Source organism: Microcoleus sp. S36b_A4, assembly GCF_036700645.1.
Taxonomy (GTDB): Bacteria; Cyanobacteriota; Cyanobacteriia; order Cyanobacteriales; family Microcoleaceae; genus Microcoleus.
The window spans coordinates 46,240-65,469 of the sequence record NZ_JAUBPI010000004.1 but is presented as its reverse complement, the minus strand read 5'-3'; the positions used below and the strand labels follow the sequence as shown (position 1 = coordinate 65,469).

Annotated in this window: 12 protein-coding genes; 8 read left to right on the top strand and 4 right to left on the bottom strand. The window is 45.0% G+C overall.

Features of this window, described 5'->3' with window-relative positions; all coding sequences use genetic code 11:
• The first annotated feature begins 5 nt into the window (after nt 1–5).
• The 6 genes from QUA03_RS02475 (at nt 6) to QUA03_RS02450 (ending at nt 12,555) form a co-directional block, all read left to right on the top strand.
• Entirely contained in the window at nt 6–2,705 is a 2,700-nt protein-coding gene (locus QUA03_RS02475; RefSeq protein ID WP_333209386.1) for an OmpA family protein, read from the top strand.
• Nucleotides 2,706–2,707: 2 nt separating this feature from the next.
• Complete coding sequence (locus QUA03_RS02470) at nt 2,708–3,244, top strand: Rab family GTPase (RefSeq protein ID WP_333209385.1); 537 nt, start codon at nt 2,708–2,710, stop codon at nt 3,242–3,244.
• The gene (locus tag QUA03_RS02465) at nt 3,241–4,797 is read left to right on the top strand and encodes a PAS domain-containing sensor histidine kinase (RefSeq protein ID WP_333209383.1); all 1,557 of its coding nucleotides are present in this window, start codon (nt 3,241–3,243) and stop codon (nt 4,795–4,797) included. Before QUA03_RS02470 ends, QUA03_RS02465 begins: the two co-directional genes overlap by 4 nt.
• Before the next feature lie 57 nt (nt 4,798–4,854).
• Entirely contained in the window at nt 4,855–7,641 is a 2,787-nt protein-coding gene (locus QUA03_RS02460) for an adenylate/guanylate cyclase domain-containing protein (protein WP_333209381.1), read from the top strand.
• An 83-nt stretch (nt 7,642–7,724) separates the two neighbouring features.
• Nucleotides 7,725–11,432, top strand: a complete 3,708-nt coding sequence (locus tag QUA03_RS02455; RefSeq protein WP_333209379.1) for a PAS domain S-box protein — start codon at nt 7,725–7,727, stop codon at nt 11,430–11,432.
• A 4-nt stretch (nt 11,433–11,436) separates the two neighbouring features.
• Nucleotides 11,437–12,555, top strand: a complete 1,119-nt coding sequence (locus tag QUA03_RS02450) for an ATP-binding protein (RefSeq protein ID WP_333209377.1) — start codon at nt 11,437–11,439, stop codon at nt 12,553–12,555.
• Between the two features lie 14 nt (nt 12,556–12,569).
• On the opposite strand, the gene QUA03_RS02445 is transcribed toward QUA03_RS02450, so the two are convergent.
• A complete protein-coding gene (locus QUA03_RS02445; protein ID WP_333209375.1) occupies nt 12,570–13,817 on the bottom strand; it encodes an FAD-binding oxidoreductase in 1,248 nt (415 codons plus the stop codon).
• A gap of 210 nt (nt 13,818–14,027) precedes the next feature.
• Between QUA03_RS02445 and QUA03_RS02440 the strand changes: the two genes are divergently transcribed.
• Complete coding sequence (locus QUA03_RS02440; RefSeq protein ID WP_333209373.1) at nt 14,028–14,306, top strand: hypothetical protein; 279 nt, start codon at nt 14,028–14,030, stop codon at nt 14,304–14,306.
• 51 nt (nt 14,307–14,357) lie between these two features.
• Complete coding sequence (locus tag QUA03_RS02435; RefSeq protein ID WP_333054314.1) at nt 14,358–14,897, top strand: DUF2231 domain-containing protein; 540 nt, start codon at nt 14,358–14,360, stop codon at nt 14,895–14,897.
• Nucleotides 14,898–14,964: 67 nt separating this feature from the next.
• Here the strand turns inward: QUA03_RS02435 and cutA are convergent, their stop codons facing one another.
• The 3 genes from cutA to QUA03_RS02420 all read right to left on the bottom strand — a co-directional run bounded on the left by cutA (nt 14,965) and on the right by QUA03_RS02420 (nt 19,152).
• The gene (gene cutA, locus QUA03_RS02430; RefSeq protein WP_333209447.1) at nt 14,965–15,285 is read right to left on the bottom strand and encodes a divalent-cation tolerance protein CutA; all 321 of its coding nucleotides are present in this window, start codon (nt 15,283–15,285) and stop codon (nt 14,965–14,967) included.
• A 194-nt stretch (nt 15,286–15,479) separates the two neighbouring features.
• On the bottom strand, nt 15,480–16,376 hold the full coding sequence (locus QUA03_RS02425; protein ID WP_333209371.1) for a pentapeptide repeat-containing protein: 897 nt from the start codon (nt 16,374–16,376) through the stop codon (nt 15,480–15,482).
• Between the two features lie 253 nt (nt 16,377–16,629).
• A complete protein-coding gene (locus tag QUA03_RS02420) occupies nt 16,630–19,152 on the bottom strand; it encodes a VIT domain-containing protein (RefSeq protein ID WP_333209369.1) in 2,523 nt (840 codons plus the stop codon).
• Nucleotides 19,153–19,230: the final 78 nt, after the last annotated feature.

Below are 19,230 nucleotides of genomic sequence, written 5' to 3'. Positions count from 1 at the left end.
AACGCATGGCTTTACCGAAAGAAAATCCGGCTGACGAAAATGAGTTAGAGGGTTTTGTTTCTCAACCTGACGAGTCTGCTGCTGATGCAGCAACCCAGCTAGAACCCTTGCTGAATCTGTTAGTAGATCTCAAAATCTTTGCGGCTTCCAAGCAGCAAAATGCAGATCCCGAAGATGACAGCAGTGACGAAAATAATCAAGCTGGGGCCCTCGGCGGGTTGATGGATTTGTTAGGTATTTCTGAGCAAGCGCCAGAGGAAGTTGCAGCGAGTGTACCCGAAACTGGATCTAGCCAACCCGAGTCTAGCGATGCCCCGTCTGTTGCAGACGAGTTCAAAAGTTTGCTATTCGCTACTCACAAACTCAACACTTCAGAACTGGAAAAAGACTATTCCTCAGCTAAAACTATAGATGTTTCCGCGATCGCCCAGCCGGATTTGGAGGAGGAATCACAGCCTGTCGCAGAATTGTCTAACTTGACAACGAAAGATTATTTACAGGAAGTACAGGGTGAAAAATCCCACGGGTTCGATCGGCATTTACAGGATGTTTCCGCTTCCGAAACTGAGTCAAAATCCTCGGAAATTCCCGATAATCCCATAGTTTCCACAGTCTCCAATCCACTAGAAACTGGATATTTAGATGCTGCGATGGCTTCGGCTCTAGAAATCCCAAACTTACTAGAACAGCCGACAGAAATATTAGACCAAATTAAACAGGACTTAAATCAAGCCGACAGCGCCATGGAAACGCTGCAAAATCTGATTTTCGGCTCGAAAATCTCGGATATCGAGCAAGTCAAAAATCTGCTGGCAGAAAACGATTTGCCGGGGGTGCGCCACCTGATGGCAACAATCGACGATAAATTAGGGAAATTGGAGCACCAAATCTACGAGCCCCAAGAGTTGATTGAGTTGATGTTGCCTTGGATCGCAGAAATTCTCAGCCGCAAAATTGCTGATTCGAGAGAAGAAGTTGTTAAGGCGATCGGGCCAATTATTGACGAAGTGATTAGGGCAAAAACTCAGGAAAACAAGTCAGCAATGAGTGCGGCAATAGCTGAGCTCCTTCCCGACGCGCTTGCTCAACAAATAGTGAATTCCCCAGCGGATATTGCTAAGGCGATCGCCCCAGAAATCGGTATGGCAATTAAAGAGCAAATTCGCCTTGACCAAGAGTCGATCGCCCAAGCCCTCGCCCCGGAAATGGGCAAAGCGATTACAGCTCAAATAAAACTCGAACGCGACTCTATGGTGGATGCCCTCTATCCCGTAATTGGCAGTACGATTTCCCGATACATGGCAGAAGCTATCAAGACAATCAATGAAAAAGTGTCAAATGCCATCAGCGTCGAAGGATTCCAGAGAAAAATTCGCTCCAAAGTACAAGGAGTCTCCGAAGCTGAATTAATCCTCAAAGAATCAGTACCCTTTACCGTCCAAGCAGCCTTCTTAATTCACAAAGCATCAGGCTTGATAATTTCCGAAGTTCAAAACACAGAAAGCTACCAGTTAGAATCCGAAATGGTAGCAGGAATGCTCACAGCTATTCGCAGCTTTGTTAACGAGTGTATCGTGCAGCCGGGGGAATCTTCCGAACTAAATCAAATTGAATACGGCGACTCAAAAATTATCCTCGAAGTAGCGGGATATTGCTACATGGCCGTCGTGATTAAAGGAGAACCGCCAAACTTGTTCATCCAAAAAATACGACAAACCGTTAGTAATCTCATTCTTAATTATGCTGAAGTAATTCACGAGTTTAACGGCGACCCCGGTACTATACCGGAGTCGCTGCACCCGTGTATAAAAACTTTATTCGATCCGCTACAAACGGAAAAATCAACAAAACCCCCGATCGCCCTAGCTGCTATCAGTTTAGCCGCCTTGAGCTTAATCTTAGTACCTTGGGGAATTTATCAGTACCGCAGCAGCGTTGAGCGCCGCCTCGAAGCCAATGCCATCGCAGCTTTAGCATCAACTCCCGAATTAGCAGTTTACCGCTTAGATGTTGCAGTTAATGGCAAAACATTAAAGTTAACCGGAAAGTTGCCCAATCAAGAATTGCGGGAACAAGCTGCAAAAATAGCCGCATCAACTGCACCGAAATTGCAATTAGATAATAAAATTATAGCTGTAGATGTTCCCCCTGATCCAGTTTTGACGGCGGCTGAGGTGCAGCGGATTACCGCTGTTTTGAATCAGAAAGAAGGCGTTTCTATTTCGACGCGGTATAGCGATCGTAAAGTGACTGTCGAGGGGACAGTTAGAGAGGGTGCAGACGGACAGAAAATAGCTCAGTCCCTGAAGCAAATTCCCGGTGTTCAATCGGTGATTAGCACAGTTAAATTAGAGCCGCTGAAAATTACAACCCGCATCTACTTCCAGCAAGGAACGGCAACATTAGACTCAACATACGAAGAAATGATCGCCAGTGTCAAAAATTTCATGGATCAATATCCTCAAAAACAGATTAAGATAATTGGGCACAGCGATCGAACTGGGGAAATTGCTACAAATCAACAGTTGTCCATCAGGCGTGCCACAGCAGTGCGAGATGTTTTGGTGCGGCAAGGTGCTGACCCGAAGCGTCTCCAAACGGTTGGCATCCCCCATCCTCCTGCCGACGTGGAACCCAATCAACCACGACTTTTAAGCAGATGCGTGGTATTTGAACCAATAACTAAGACCATAAACAGTAAATAATTATGTCAGTTACTATATCTAAAAAAATGTGTATGATCGGCGATTTTGGCGTGGGTAAAACTAGCCTAATCCGCCGTTTTGTCGATCGGCAATTCAGCGACCAATACCTCTCCACTGTGGGAGTAAAAATTTCTAGCAAAATCGTAGAATTAGAAGGGGTAAAACAGCGGGAAAACGTGACTGCAAAGTTGCTGATTTGGGACTTAGAAGGACATACAAAATTCAAAGGAATAGCACCGACTTACTTACAGGGAGCTAGCGGCGTTTTAATAGTTGCCGATGTCAGCCGCTCCGAAACCGTTGAGCGAATCTCCGAACACATTCAGCTTTATTCTTCGGTCAACCCTAAAGGGTCAATTATCGTCGCTTTGAACAAAGTAGACTTGGTTGACGAGGAAAAATTGGCGCTGCTAGTGGAAATGTCCCATTCGATAGGTCAAGACAAAGTAATAGCAGTTTGCACAACATCTGCTAAAACAGGCAAAGACGTTGACGAAATTTTCTACAAACTAGCTTACACAATGGTAGAACAAGTATGAACCCCCTGTTAAGAAAGCTGTTGGGCCCGCGACAAACACAGTATTTTCTAGTAAATCACCATTTCATCATTCAGGAAACCTCCGCCGAAGTGCAGCATTATGCCGATACTCCGGGCGACGCGATACCCGGTGCAGATGCTCGCCTGAGTTTTCCCGAACTGATTGGCATTGAAAATATCCTCATGTCTATCATTATGGGACGGCTGCCCGGTTTTGAAGTCAAAGGTATCGCTCGGTTTGCCGACCAGAACCGCCCTTTATACTTTGATATGTTGGCTATCAAATATGAAGAGGAACAAGAAGATTTGCCAAGTAAATTGCTAATTTTGATTGAAGATACCACCGAAAAGATGGTAATGAAGCAATCGTTGATTCAGAGGGCGAATGAAGCTAATCTTTTGGTTAGTGCCTTAGCCGCTTCTAAAGATTATATAGATAAAGTTATTCGTTCGATGGGCGATGCTTTGTTGGTGACAACTACATTAGGAACTATCAAAACAATCAATCAATCGGCACAATGGTTATTTGGGTATAGCGAAGCAGAATTCATTGGCAAACCCCTGTCTTTAATACTAGCAGAAGAAAAATTAATTTACCAAGCTCGCCATAGCTATATTTTGTCTCAAAAAGAGCTGCGTAGAGAACTAGAAATAGTCTGCACTACTAAAGCAGGAGAAGAAATTTGGGTAGAATTTTCCTGTTCGGCAATTCAGACAGAATTAGAGGGACTTTACGATTTCATTTATATAGGTAGGGACATCACAGAACGCAAACAACAAGAAATAGAAATTCGCCGGTCTTTGGCAAAAGAGCAAGAACTCAGACAGGTAAAATCTCGTTTTTTCTCGATGATTGCTCACGAATTCGGCAATCCTTTAAGTACAGTATTGTTTGCTACTAAAATTCTCCAAGACTACGGCGACGACCTCACCCACGCGGAAAAACAACAATACCTGCAACACGTTAAATCAGCATCTCAACAAATGGCTCAGCTATTAGATGACGTGCGGTTGCTCAGCAGCGCCGAAGCAGGAAAACTCGAATTATATCCCGTACCAGTCAACTTAAAAAAATTTTGCAGCGAGTTAGTAGAATCAATTAAAATTAGTCATGGAAAAAATCATACAATTAATTTTATTTATCAAGAATTAGTTACGCCCGCGACACAAAATGATATCGACTCGCAGGAAACGCAACAGTTGCCCGCACTAGATCCCAAATTGTTGCGGCACATCTTGACAAATTTGCTGTCAAATGCGGTCAAATATTCGCCCCTCGACAGCCATATTTATTTTGAATTAAATTGTCAGAATAATGAAGAAGCTAAATTTAAAATTAAAGATGCAGGCATTGGCATTCCTCTAGAAGACCAAGAACAACTCTTTGAATCTTATTATCGAGCCAAAAATGTCGGAAAAATACCGGGTACAGGACTGGGTTTATCGATAGTCAAGCAGTGTGTAGATTTGCACGGAGGTCAAATCGAATTTTCCAGCAAGATAGGGTTAGGCACTACCTTTTTAGTCAGAATTCCCTTTGAGAAACAGAGATAAATAGATTCACTTTCGATAATTAGATCCAGAGGGCGCATTCAACACTAAAAATCTCACATGAAAACCTTGTTAAAAAAACTGTTAGTTCCACACCACTTGGAGTACCTAGCACTGGATAAAAACTTTTTAATCCAAGAAATCTCTCTGCAAGTGCAGCGGTTTGCGGACTGTCCCGAAGAAGTAGTCGCCGGCAACGATGTTCGCATTCCCTTTCCAGAATTAGTGGGAACTGAAGAAATTTTAATCGATATTTTTGAAAAACGGTTGCCAAATTTTGAATTAAAAGCGATCACGCGACTATTAGAGAATGGTTCGCGGCTTTATTTTGATATGTATATTGTCGAGTTCACCAATGAGGAAAATCATCATAGATTAATTATATTTTTTCAAGACGTAAGCGACAGGATGGCTTTAGAACAAACTCTCGTCCAAGCTACCAATGAAATGGATATTTTATTGAGTACCTTAGCGGCTACTAATAATTATGTTGAAAAAATTATTAGTTCAATGGCCGAAGTTTTGTTGGTAACAACAGCATCGGGAAAAATTAAAAAAGTCAATCAAGCTGCTCAAGATTTGTTCGGTTACAGTGAATCAGAATTAGTAGGCCAGCAAATAGACACTCTTGCTGCTTTTGGCTCCTCTTTGCAAGCAGTTAGCCAAGATGAGACTCAACAATCGCAAACTCACGCGGAAGTAATTTGCACGGCAAAAACCGGAGAAAAGCTAACAGTTTCGTTTTCCTGTACGGCGATTTCGACTGACATTAAAGGTATTTCTGGCTCTTTGCCCGCCCTTCAAGATTTCGTGTACATCGGCCGCGATGTCACAGATAGACAGCGCGCCCGCCAGCGACAAATAACTCAGTACGTCGCCACTCGCATCCTGTCGGCATCCGAAACCATCAAAAAAGCTATAGCAGCAATTCTCCCCGTAATTTGCGACAGCTTGGGATGGGATACGGCCGAACTTTGGATGCCCGAATCTGGGGAAAAACTGCTGTCAGAAACTAAGAGAATAACTGCGGTTTCCGATCCCAATTTGCTTCGGTGCGTCGCCAGTTGGACAAAACGCTCAGTTTCTATCCCCAAGTTTGCCGAATTTACCGAACAAATGACTTGTGCGTTTGGCGAAGGATTACCCGGTTTTGTTTGGGCCAGCGGTTCCTCTCAGTGGATTGCCGATGTCACAAAAAGCGACAGTTGTATGCGCCGCGAAATCGCTGCTGAAGAAGGACTACACGGAGCTTTTGGTTTCCCAATTTGGGGCGACTATGACCCTGAAAATTCTGCAAAGTCTGTGTTGGGGGTGATGATTTTATTTAGCCGCGAAGTGCAGTGTTTTGATGAAGAATTGCTCCAGATAATGGCAACTATCGGCTCCCAACTAGGTCAATTTATTAAGCGTAAGCAAGCGGAAATAGCTTTGCGGGAAAGCGAAGAACAACTGCGAGACTTATTTGAAAATGCTACTGATTTGATTCAAAGTATTGGAGAGGACGGTCATTTTTTGTATGTAAATCGGGCTTGGCGAGAAACTCTGGGCTACAGCGAAGCAGAAATTGATCAAATGACTGTTTTTGATATCATTCATCCGAACAGTTCCCCCGAATATCTGGATATATTATATCAAGCTATCACTCAAAAAACAGTTAATGAAAATACATTATATCCAGATTCGATTGAACTAATATTTGTCACTAAACATCGTGAAAAGATTTTGCTAGAAGGTAGCATAAGCTGTAAATTTGCGGCAGGTTCCCTAGTAGCAATTCGCGCTATTTTGCGAGATATTACTGCTCGAAAAATGGCCGAAGACGCTCTAGCAAAATCTGTGTCCCTACTGCTAGCAACTTTTGATTCTACTGCGGACGGTATTTTAGCGATTGACAGGAGTGGAAAAATTGTCACTTTCAATCGACAATTTGTGGAAATGTGGGGCATACCCGATGAAGTGATGGCACTGCGAGACGACGCCACAACGATCGCCTTTGTCCTGAACCAACTCAAAGAGCCCCAAGCATTCCAAGAGAGAATAGAATCGCTTTACGATCAGCCAGAAGCCGAAAGTTACGACTTGTTGGAATTTCAAGACGGCAGGTTTTTTGAACGCTATTCGCAACCGCAGCGGCTGGGAGATACAATTATCGGGAGAGTCTGGAGTTACCACGACATTACGGAACGCAAGCAAGCAGAAGATGCCCTGCGGGAAGAACAAGAAAAATCAGAAAAGCTGCTGTTAAATATCTTGCCCAAGGCAATAGCAGAACGCCTCAAGCAAAACGAAACTACTATTGCCGAATACTTTCCTGAAGTGACTGTTTTGTTCGCAGACATTGTGGGGTTTACTACTTTGTCGGCCGTCATGAATCCGATCGACCTTGTGGAGATCCTAAATAAGATTTTCTCAGGATTCGACCTTTTGTGCGAACAGCACGGCCTAGAAAAAATCAAGACCATCGGCGACGCATACATGGCGGTGGGAGGGCTCCCTGAACCCAGGGCAGACCACGCAGAGGCGATCGCCCAAATGGCCCTAGATATGCAAGCAGAAATAGCCCGATTTAATGCTAGCCATAATAAATATTTTAGCATCCGCATCGGGATTCATAGCGGCCCGGTTGTTGCCGGAGTAATTGGCATAAAAAAGTTTATTTACGATTTGTGGGGCGACACAGTAAATATTGCTTCTCGCATGGAATCTCACGGTTTGCCTTGGCGGATTCAAGTCAGCGAAACTACTTATAAGTTATTGGAACACAAATATGTATTTCAGGAGCGGGGAACTATTGAAGTTAAGGGCAAAGGGGGAATGAAAACTTATATTCTCCTTGGCATAAAATAAGGCAGCTCATCATTCCTCAGTCATCTGGCTGATGACGAAAAGTGTTGCTAAAGTTAATTAGCAATACTTTTTGACCAAGACTAATGGAACTTGCTAATTTGTCGGCCAATTTACGATCGCCCGACGAAGCTGTCGATCGCCACCCTGTGACGGTTGATCCCTCAACTTCGCTCCCAGAGGCGATCGCCCTGATGCGTCGGGCGATCGACCCTTGCTCACGGCCTAATGCCCCTGCACTTCCCGACTCAAACGAAAATTTAAAAGCATCGATTAGTTGCGTCTTAGTTGTCGATGAAAATCAGCTAGTCGGACTGCTAAGCCCGGAAGATGTGCTGAACTTAGCCGCGGCCGAATACGGATGGCAAGGCATGAAAGTTGCCGAGGCAATGACGCGGAATTTAATTGTCTTACAAGAATCAGAATTTACAGATATTACTACCGCATTCAAGCTATTTTGTCAATACTCGATCGATTGCTTGCCAATTGTAGATGAACGGGGCCAGCTCGTAGGTTTAATCAGTGAAAAAAGTATTCGCCCAGCAATGTATAGCTGGATAGAGGCACTGCATCAAGAAGTGGCAAAACTCCAGGAACAATGCGAACTGTTAGAGGGTAATTGTGAACTAGAAAAAGTCAGCGATCGCCAAAATGCCGAAAATGCCATGCAGCAGAGCGAGGCGCGCTACCTGGCGATTGTGGAAGACCAAACCGAACTGATTTGCCGCTACCTCCCCAACGGTAAAATAACGTTTGTCAATCAAGCTTACTGCCGTTATTTCGGCTTGCAGCAGTTCGACTTACTCGGCAAATGCTTCATGTCGCTGCTGCCAGAAGGAGACCGAGAAATTTTTCAACAGCAATATACTTCTGTGTCTCCCGAAAACCCTATTTTTACCTGCGAACATCGAGTAATTTTGTCGAGCGGGGAAATTCGCTGGCAGCAGTGGATCGATCGGGCTATATTCAACGAGAGCGGACAAATCGTCGAGTATCAAGCAGCAGGCCGGGATGTCACTGATCGCAAACAAGCAGAAATCGCTTTGCAGCAGCTCAATACAGAGTTAGAACAGAGAGTGCAGCAGCGGACACAATGGTACGAAATGGCAGTATCGGCCGGCAAAGTGGGGGTTTGGGACTGGAATTTGGAAACCGACGAAATCTACATTGCTCCGTCTTTGAAAGCTTTGTTGGGCTATCAGGACGCAGAGATTCCTAACCGCATGGAAAATTGGGCGTCTCACGTTCATCCCGACGATCAAGTTTCCGTCGCCGAAGCAGTAAATGCTTATCTAGAGGGTGTGACAGAAATTTATGAAGTAGAACACCGGATGGTGCGTAAAGACGGCAGCACCTGCTGGATACTTGCCCGCGGCAGCGCGATCCGATCGCCTTCTGGCAAGGCATTACGCCTGACTGGCACTGACACCGACATTACCGATCGCAAATTGACCGAAGAAAAACTTCAAAACTCCGAAGCCGAACTGCTGGCGCTGTTTAACGCCATGACGGATATCGTGCTGGTTTTCGACGCAAGCGGTCGCTACCTCAAAATCGCCCCCACGGCTCCCGAACTGCTGTACAAACCTGCTCCGGAAGTACTGGGCAAAACCCTCGCCGAAATTTTCCCAGAAGCGGAAGCTAATTTTGCCCTGGCCCACATTCGCCAAACATTAGCATCTGGGGAAACCCACAGAGTTGAATACAGCATGGAAATTGGCTGCAAATTATTTTGGTTTGATGCCAGTATTTCGCCACTGGATTGTGATCGGGTGATGTGGGTAGCCCGAGACATTACCGCTCGCAAACACGCAGAAGCTGCATTGCAAAAGAGTGAGGAAAAGTTTCGCAACTTATTTGACGATGCTCCGATCGCGCTTGGTTTGGCAAGCGTGCGCGACTACCGCACGATCAAAGTGAATGAAGCTCACCGCCAGATGTTGGGCTACAGCGATTCGGAGTTGGCTAGCATGACTTTTAGTGAACTCACGCATCCAGAAGATATACACGCAGATTTAGAGGAAGTCAAGCAGTTGATCTACGGCAAGATTTCTCGCTTCCAAAGGGAAAAACGCTTGATTAAAAAGAATGGCGAGCTGATGTGGGCAAACTTAACGGTGACGCTGATCCGCGATCGCGAGGGCATTCCTCTCTACAGTATGGGGGCGATCGAAGATATCAGTTATCGTAAGCGAGCAGAAATGGAATTTCAGCAGTTAAAAGAACGCCTGCAATTTTTGCTGGGTTCTAATCCGGCGGTAATTTTTACCGCCGCACCGACGGGGGACTTTTGTACTACTTACATCAGCGACAACGTTCAGACAATCGTTGGCTACTATCCCCAAGAATTGTTAGCAGATTGTAAATTTTGGTCGAGCCGGATTCACCCTGAAGATAGGCCACAATTTCTAGTAAATTTTTTGGATTTGTCCGAGGAAAGAAATTGCATTTGCGAGTATCGTTTTCTACACCAAGACGGAAGTTACCGCTGGCTAAGGACGGAACTAAAATTATTGGTTGACAGCATGGGCATTCCGATCGAAATTATTGGTTATGCCGCTGATATTAGCAATTCTAAATACGCCGAACTCGCTAGAGGGCAGCAGTTCGAGCAAGAACGGCTTGTGGAGGCGATCGCCCGTCGTGTCCGCCAGTCTTTGCAATTAGAGGAAATTCTTAACACCACGGTTGCCGAACTCCAGCAAGTATTATTAGCCGATCGAGTTTTGGTTTATCAACTTTTACCCAAAAGCGGCGGGCGAGTCATTGCTGAAGCCGTGGCAGAAGGATGCAGCCAACTCATAGATAGATGTTTTGGCGAAGAGGTTTTCCCCCCTGACAGTTATCAGCTTTATTTGCAAGGGCGAATTTCTGCAATTTCCGAACTGGATTCTCCCAGCATTACACCTTGTGTGATGGAGTTTATGAAACAAATTCAAGTTAAGGCAAAGTTAGTAGTGCCGATTATTCAGCACAGCAAACTTTGGGGATTGCTTATTGCCCATCAATGCGATCGACCTCGTGATTGGAAAGAATGGGAAATCAATTTATTTCAGCAGTTGGTGAATCAATTGGCGATCGCCATTCAGCAATCTCTACTTTACCAGCAACTGCAAGCTGAACTGAGCGATCGCAAACAAGCGGAAGCAAATTTGAAAAACTCCCTCAGAGAAAAAGAAATTTTGCTCAAAGAAATTCACCACCGCGTCAAAAACAACCTCTGCGTAGTTGCTAGCCTGTTAGAATTGCAATCGAACACAGTTGCCGATCCGCAAGTAAGCAAAATGTTTGAAGAAAGTCAGAATCGCCTTTATTCTATGGCTCTGATTCACGAAAAACTGTACCGTTCGACTAATTTAGCGCAAATTAATTTTGGTGAATATCTCGAAGATTTGGTAAGTAATTTGTTTCACTCTTACAATATTAGCAACAACCAAATTCAGTTGCAGGTATTAGCTGAGCCAATTTCCCTAAATCTTGAAACGGCTACTCCCTGCGGTTTAATTGCCAATGAATTGGTTTCAAATACCCTGAAACACGCTTTTCCTGATGGCACAACTGGTACAGTTAGTGTAGAATGCTATCAAACAGGCGATCGAGAAATCAACCTCTTAGTTAAGGACAACGGCATTGGCTTTCCTCAAAACTTAGATTTTCGGAAAACTCATTCGATGGGGTTTCAAGTTGTCTGTACTTTAACCGAGCAGTTAGAAGGAACCATCGAAATATCCAGAGAATTTGGTACATCCTTTCACTTAAAATTTAACGAGTTAAACTACTTTCAAAGATTGTAATAATATGAGTTTTGCCGAAAAACCAATTAAGATTTTGATTGTCGAAGACGAACTGTTAATTGCTAAAAATTTATCCCCAAAACTAGAGAAATTGGGATATCAAATCGCCGATATAGTTTCTTCAGGAGCGGATGCAATCCAGCGCGCCCACGAACTAAGACCCGATTTAATTTTAATGGATATAGTTATCAAAGGCGACATTGACGGCATAGAAACAGCAGAAATAATTAATCAAGAATTAGATATACCAATTATTTATACAACTGCCTATGCTGACGACGAAACTTTGCAGCGAGCCGAAAATACTGGTTCTTACGGCTACCTACTCAAACCTTTTAAAGAAAGAGAAATGCACGCCACTATCAAGATAGCATTGAGCAAACATCAAGAAGCGGTCAGGTTGAAAAAATTAATGGCGTTGGCAGCAGAAAAAAGCGCAAATAGATCGCGCTTTATTTCAATGGCTTACCACGATTTAAACACTCCTTTAACTACCATACAGTTATCGGCTGAAATGTTAGAAGATAGCGACTTGCAGAGAAACCCTGGAACTAGCAATAAAAATGTTGACCGAATTAAAAAAGCCGTCAGTAATATGAGTGGGCTGCTGGAAGATATTTTAATGCTTAGCAAAGCAGAATCCGGGAAAATTTCCTTAAACTTAAATCCGATCAATGCGACGGATTTATGCAATTCTATTTTAGAAGAACTGCAACCTATCGTCACCGACAAACACCTACTATATTTCCGCAGTCACACAAATCCGCTGCACGCCAATCTCGATGCCAAACTACTGCACCACCTTCTGACTAATTTGCTTTCAAACGCTATTAAATATTCTCCCAACGGTGGGAAGGTCAGTTTAGACTTAAGCTGCGAAAACCAACAAATAATTTTGTGCGTTCGAGATGAGGGAATTGGGATGACACCGGAATATCAAGGAAAACTATTTCAGCAGTTTGAACGGGGTGCTAATGTAGGCAAGATTAAAGGATCGGGTTTGGGACTCTGCATTGTCAAACACATCGTTGACCTGCACGGCGGTACAATAAGTGTGGAAAGTGCGATCGACAAAGGTACTACATTTATTGTCGCGCTGCCTTTTTTAGTCATTAGTGATTAGTCATTAGTGATTAGTCATCTATCCTTCTTCCTTCTTCCTTCTTCCTTCTTCCTGACATCCGTTACAGAATGCGTTGCCGAACTTCCTTCTGCCATAAATCGATGGGGAGACAAAAGTGCGATCGCCCTATCTTCTTCTCCCCCCGCCGCCTTCGCAAATCGCTCAGCCAAAGCAGGTACAATAGTCAAAGGATTGCTGAGACCAGAAAAAACGTGCAATCCAGGGCGATCGGCGATCGGCCCCACTACAGGCAAATTATCCGCGCTGAATGCCACACTACACTCGTGCCAACTTGCCGGTAAACCTGCCAAATCAGGCAAAACCTTGCTGATTCCTGCACGAATTGCCGTTTCGCTGGTTTCGCGATCGACTTTAGCATTCAAATCGCTCAAAGTGCGCGACAATTGCCCGATCCGCAAACTCCCATCATTAAATTGAATTGCACCCGAATCTAAAATCGGTGGCTGTAACTCTTTACCAGGTTCATCCCAAAGAAAATCCACCTCATTTTTACTAGATTTAGCTTCCAATTCAAAACGTTTTAATACCGCAGGCATCACCAAAGTCCTGAGTTTCAAATCCACAGGTGCAGTTTCCAAAATCTCCGTGCGAGTAAAATAAACTCCCACAGAAACACCCGCAGCTTTCAGCAAACTCCGACTCCCACCTCCAGCACAAATAACCGTATTTTGGCAGGTATAACTTTCCTGTGCCGTTTTGACTCCCGAAATCCGATTGCCCTCTTCTATAAACCCAATTACTTCAGCAAATTCTATAGTTCCTCCCAACCGCAGAAACCCTTGACAATAAGCTTTATTTGTGGCAGTCGGCGAAATGTGACCGTGACGCACCGTCAGAGCTCCGGCGATCGCACTTTTATTCAGCAAAGGTTCCAACTCGCCAGCTTCTGCAACGCTCAAAAGCTGCGGAACAATCGCAAAATGCGCGTAATTAGACGCCACTTTTTCGGTATCATTGCCCGCATCAATTGTCAGCAACAAATCTAACTCGCGAAACTCAGTATCAGCTTCTAATTGGGCAGATAAATGGCGGTGGCGTTCGATACCTTCCCGACACAATTGCCGAGTTAAATCAGTCGTTCCCGACCAATAAGCCAAGCCGCCATAACTAAAACGAGTAGCATTTTGCATGGTAGCATCTCGTTCCAAAAGCAGCACAGCAAAACCTTTTTTTGCCAGTTCGTAACTCAGTGCCACACCAGTAATGCCGCCGCCGACAACAATCCAATCGTAACTTTTCATGGGCAACTCAAAGGGAAGGAAAATATCATGCTTAGATTTTAGCTTAGTTTTTTCCGAACAAATCGAAAAACCTCTACCTACAGGAAGAGGCTGCCTGCGATCGCCCTAACTGAAACTTCCACCCGTCGGGAGATGTTTGTGCAGGGATATTTTTCGTTCAATAGTAGGAATTAGAGTCAGCAAAAAATTAGAAATACCAGAGAGGTTTTTATGAGTATCGACAAACCAGGCAAAGATATGGAGCGCACGGTCAATCCGGGCGATCGTATTTCCGACGAACCGCAAACCATTGAAGAAAAAGCACAGCAACTGGCGGTAGACCACGTACCCGACATCGTGGGAGATGTTGTTACAGTTCCAACTTATGTGATCGTCGAAGAACCCGATGGGGAAAAGAAAGCTTTGCACCACGTCAAAGACGCCGACGAAATTTCTGACGTAATTCGGCAGGCCCGCGTTGACGAAAATGGCGAACGGATTTGGGATTAAGTTCAATCCAATAAAAACGGCTTTGTTGTACAAAATTTATCGCTAGAAATCATGGAAACAAATCAAAGAAATAGTACCCCTTATCCCAATATTCCGCCGATTCTAGAAAGTGACGACAGAGAGTATCGCGACGCCGGCATTACGAGTACGCTTTCAGTTGCAGGCCATCCCATCCACCCCATCATCGTCATCTTTCCGGTAGCCTTTTTAGTAGGAGCCGCGGGCACGGACATCGGTTATTGGCTCACAAGCGATCCGTTTTGGGCCAGAGCTTCGGTTTGGCTGATGGGTGTCGGTTTTGCTGCGGGGATTTTGGCAGCAATCACGGGCTTTTTAGATTTTTTCAAAGTTAAAAGAGTGCGCGATCGCAGTGCCGGTTGGTTGCACATGGGCGGCAATGTGGCGGTTATGGTACTTACCCTGATTAACTTGCTGTTGCGACAAGGAAATCCGGCTGAGCCGATCGTATACACAGGTTTAGCTATATCGATCGTCGTGGCAACCTTGCTGGGCATTACAGGCTGGTTCGGCGGCGAACTAAGTTTTCGCCACAAAATCGGCGTCATCGGCCCTACCAGTCATAATTCCTAGGTTTCTGACCATTTTTAGTAGAGAATTCCGTCCCTCTTCATTGGATAATTTAGGACAAAAATCTTGACTACAAACTTAAAGATTGTCCCAGCCAATTGAGATAAGCATCGCTGCCAGCGATAATAGGAATAGCAATAATTTCGGGAACTTCATAGGAATGGAGTTCCTGAACTTTTGTTTTTAAAGCCTCAAATTTAGCCAAATCAGTTTTAATCACCAACTGCCACTTTGACTCGGAATGAATCTCGCCTTGCCAACTATAAATCGAGCGAATTGGTGACAAACTCACACAAGCAGCCAGCTTGTTTTCAACTAGAGATTTTGCCAGATTCTCCGCCTCCACCTCCGATGCCGCAGTTACCAGCACCACCCCAAAATTAATTGTCATAGTCATCAGTGAACAGTCAATCGATTTTAGATTTTAGATTTTAGATTTTAGATTTAAGCATTGACTTGCACGAGATAAATTCGGGGGCTCCTTTATCGGATACAGGTTTTTTCTTTCTCCACAGATGAATCCGGGGGCTTGTATCCTGGATGCTTTCGGTCAACAGTCAACAGTCAACAGTCAACAGTCAACAATCAACCGTTAATCTCATTAACTTCCCAAGAATTGACTTTGCCAGCCCCAGCTAAGGAAAAATAGCGCCTAGTAGATTCTGGCAAAATAGCTCCCGTCAACAAAGCATTATCTAAATTAGCTCCTATTAACGTCGCCTCGCTCAAATCTGCCGCCATCAAATCTGCTTGACACAACTTTGCCCAATTCAGATTTGCCCCTCTCAAACAACTTCCCCTCAACTTAGCCCCGGTTAAGTTTGCACCCGCCAACTTCACCCCACGCAACTGGGCCGCGCTGAAATTCGCCCCCGCCAAATTCGAGCCTTCCAAATTAGCTCCCATGAGTTTAGCTTCGCTCACGTTAACGCCGCTCAAATCTACACCGCAGAGATTTACCCCTGTCAACTGCGCTCGCCGCAGACTGACTCCGGTTAATTGAGCTCCAAAAAGTTTTGCACTATTGAGCCTTGCACCGTAAAGGTTTGCCCACTTAAAATTAGCGCCCGTCAAATTCGCGCCCAGTAAGTTAACTAATTGCAAGTCGGCGCTGCACAAATTGGCATTCCACAACACAGCACCCCGCAGGTTGGCGCTAGTTAAAGTTGCGCCGCTTAACTTTACTCTGGGCAATTTTGCTTTTACCAAAAAAGCTCCACTCAAGTTAGCTTTTGTCAAATCTGCACCCGAAAGTTGGGTTTCGCCCATTTTGGCAAAAGTCAGATTTGTTCTTTGCATCTGTGCATCTTTGAGTGTTGCTTTGGTGAGAAACGCTCTGCTGAGGTTCGCCCCGGAAAGATTAGCTCGCGAAAGGTTGACTCCGATTAAGATTGCTCCGCTGAGGTCTTTCCCGCTGAGGTCGGCTCCAGTAAAGTCTCTTTCTCCTTTTTCGTAATTGTTGAGCAGTTCACTAACTTCCATAGGGCATCATACCTTCTATGATTGGGGGGTTTCGATCCAGAAATCTTTACTGTTAAGGTTGTTTCAGAAAGGAAACTGTTTCAGAAAGGAAACTGTTTTAGCGTTTGCCTCAAACGGTATAAATTTCATTAACATCACTTTCTGTTTAAAGGCAATCTCTTAATAAAGATTTTATATCTTCCACGCGGTAGCGATCGCGCTTTCGGTATTTTTGAATTAAAAGTTAATGTTTCTTGACATAGAAAGTCATTCCTTAAGGCTCAACCGTAATTCGCAACTTCAGGCGCAGCGTGCCCTTGAATCCTGCAGGAGGTTGCCAGGAACTCAAGGCCCTCTTGAGAGCTTCTACGGCGTCTGTTGCTTGCAGCGTCGAGGTTTGAGTATCTATCGCCACTCGGGCAACGCGACCGTCTTGTACCAATAACTCCCACACCGTTTCACCGCTAACCCCCGCCGGGAGATTAACCGATTGCAGGTATTGAGTCAAAGCGGCGATTGCCCCGGCATCCAACCCTTCGGCGCTAACTACTTGGAGGCGAGAGACCAAAGACTTCGGGCGTTGCGACTCACCGTAACCGGGCTGCCGCGGCATAGCAGGAGCTGGACTCACCGGTGCCGGGCGGGGAGTCAAGGTAACGCTGCGAGTGCCACCCCTAGTTTGCTCTGCCCCCTCCGACTCGAAAATACCTTCATAGCTGACACCCTGCGGCAATTCCACAGGCACTTGCACGCGGCGACGAGATCCATCTGGTTCGACTCGCACTTCTTCGCTCACAGCCACAAAAGCCGTGTATTCCGAAAGCAACCGATAAGTCAGAGCAGTATTAGTCACAGATTCCACCAGAGATTGAGTCTCGCCACCAAACATTTGATTCATTAAATCTTTAATTCGCGATCGACCCCAAAGCTGAGCTACCCCCGAATTGCCAAAATCCGTAGCGGTTGCTGCGACTGATGTTGACTCCCGCTGCCGCCCGCCGGATGGAGCAAAATTAACAGGTAAAACTTGCTCGTAAGTTTTGCCGCCCGCAAGAGTGCCGCGGATGCGAAGTTGGCCGTTAGTTCGATCGGTCTTTTTGCCAAACAAAACCAGTGGCCCACTCGCAAACAAGTCTGGAGGTGCGATCGGATAAATCTGCGGTTTTTCCCCCATTCCTTCCCAACTAATTTGAATATTAGTCAATACCGGACTATTAATTTCCAGAAAAAACTTTTCTGCTGCTTCTGCCGACGGTTCATCTTGACGAATTACCTGAGACGTGCCTCTTCCCACTTCCGCCAAACGGTTGAGCAAAAACCGATTCACCGAACCGCCAACACCAAAACTATAAAGTCGATTTCCAGGTTTCAGACTCTGCTGAACCAGAGCCAGCACTTCATTTTCATTGCCAATGTAACCGTCAGTAATTAATACAATACTCCGCAGCCTTCCCGTTGCCGCCGCCGGAAAATTCATCACTGTTTGAAGGCCGTTAAACAATTCACTGCCACCGTTAGCCTGCAATTTGTCGATATAATTAATTGCTTTTTGTCGATTTTCTGGAGTATTTGCTAAAGGAGTTGTTGAAAGCGCTTTAGCAGTGTTTGCAAAATCAATAATAGTAAAAGTATCGTTGGGATTGAGCCCTTGAATGAAGCGGCGCATCAACTCCTTAGATTTTGCCAGCGGTTCGCCCTGCTGAGAACCGGAAGTATCCATCAGGAACACCACATCTTTAGGTACAATTTCATTAGTTTGGTAGTTTAAAGCCGGAATTAAATAAGTAGCAAAATGACCGCCCCGCTTGTCCGATTGAGTCAAAATAGTTGCCCGAGTATTTTCGCCCGCGACTCGATAGCGCAGAATTAAATCTTTATTGGGAATTGTGTCTGAATTGGCTAATTGGACTTGCACAATATTGCCGCTGCGGTCAGTTGTAATTTGATGGGAAGTAGAGCGGACATCGCCGATCGCAACTCCGGCATCTATTTCTACCGACACAGCAATATTGTGACCAGATCGCGTTCCCGGAGGCAAAACAGGCGGGTTAATGCGATCGGCAGCAGAACTATAGCCTCCCCTTGCTAAGGGGGGGGTCAGATTTCCCGAAATATAACGCGGCCCAACCACCATTGGAAACACAAATTCGTAATCGCCACCGGCAAACTTGAGACTTTCCGTGTAGCGAATCGTAACTTCAATTTTTTCTCCTGGTTTGATATTAACGAGAGACTGAGTAAAAATATTGTCGCGTTCTTGTTCCAACAAACCAGCAGTCCTGCCTTGCTTTCTGGCTTGTTCGTAAATTTCCAAAGCTTCCTCGCGGCGTTTGATATCAGCTTTAATAATTCGTGAGCCTATTTTAATTTCCATATCATCCACCGCCGCTTCGTCGGGCAAAGGAAATACATAAACAGCTTCTATAGATTCAGGAAAAGGATTTTCAAACTTCTGAACAACTTCGACGCGGGAGATATTGCCAGCTATTTTGGCTTTAACTTCAGTCTGCTTGAGAGGAAAGACTTGTTCTGGAGTAGTATTGGGAGTTTTGACGAACAAACCGCCGACTCGACAGCTAGTTTTGGGCGATCGTCCGCCATTGCAATTAACATCGTTACTAGCGATGATTTTCGGCGACACAGACGAATAATTTTTTCCAGGATCTTTTGCTCGCGCTGCATTGGGAGCGAGCCACGCGCTACACTCGTTAGCGAAGCCCTCGAAGAGGATCGCAGCGAGCAATGCCATACCAGTACAAAGCAACCGTTGAGGGGATAGAACGCAGACAAACTTCATAGCTGTTTTTTTAGCAGACTTGAGGTGCTTTGTTTACCATGACTTTACCCTTTGCAAAACGTTCCTGAGTTAGCTTTT

Coding starts and splice junctions, on each gene's coding strand:
- QUA03_RS02475 (WP_333209386.1), top strand. CDS start 6: ATGGCTTTACCGAAAGAAAATCCGGCTGACGAAAATGAGTTAGAGGGT.
- QUA03_RS02470 (WP_333209385.1), top strand. CDS start 2,708: ATGTCAGTTACTATATCTAAAAAAATGTGTATGATCGGCGATTTTGGC.
- QUA03_RS02465 (WP_333209383.1), top strand. CDS start 3,241: ATGAACCCCCTGTTAAGAAAGCTGTTGGGCCCGCGACAAACACAGTAT.
- QUA03_RS02460 (WP_333209381.1), top strand. CDS start 4,855: ATGAAAACCTTGTTAAAAAAACTGTTAGTTCCACACCACTTGGAGTAC.
- QUA03_RS02455 (WP_333209379.1), top strand. CDS start 7,725: ATGGAACTTGCTAATTTGTCGGCCAATTTACGATCGCCCGACGAAGCT.
- QUA03_RS02450 (WP_333209377.1), top strand. CDS start 11,437: ATGAGTTTTGCCGAAAAACCAATTAAGATTTTGATTGTCGAAGACGAA.
- QUA03_RS02445 (WP_333209375.1), bottom strand. CDS start 13,817: ATGAAAAGTTACGATTGGATTGTTGTCGGCGGCGGCATTACTGGTGTG.
- QUA03_RS02440 (WP_333209373.1), top strand. CDS start 14,028: ATGAGTATCGACAAACCAGGCAAAGATATGGAGCGCACGGTCAATCCG.
- QUA03_RS02435 (WP_333054314.1), top strand. CDS start 14,358: ATGGAAACAAATCAAAGAAATAGTACCCCTTATCCCAATATTCCGCCG.
- cutA (WP_333209447.1), bottom strand. CDS start 15,285: ATGACAATTAATTTTGGGGTGGTGCTGGTAACTGCGGCATCGGAGGTG.
- QUA03_RS02425 (WP_333209371.1), bottom strand. CDS start 16,376: ATGGAAGTTAGTGAACTGCTCAACAATTACGAAAAAGGAGAAAGAGAC.
- QUA03_RS02420 (WP_333209369.1), bottom strand. CDS start 19,152: ATGAAGTTTGTCTGCGTTCTATCCCCTCAACGGTTGCTTTGTACTGGT.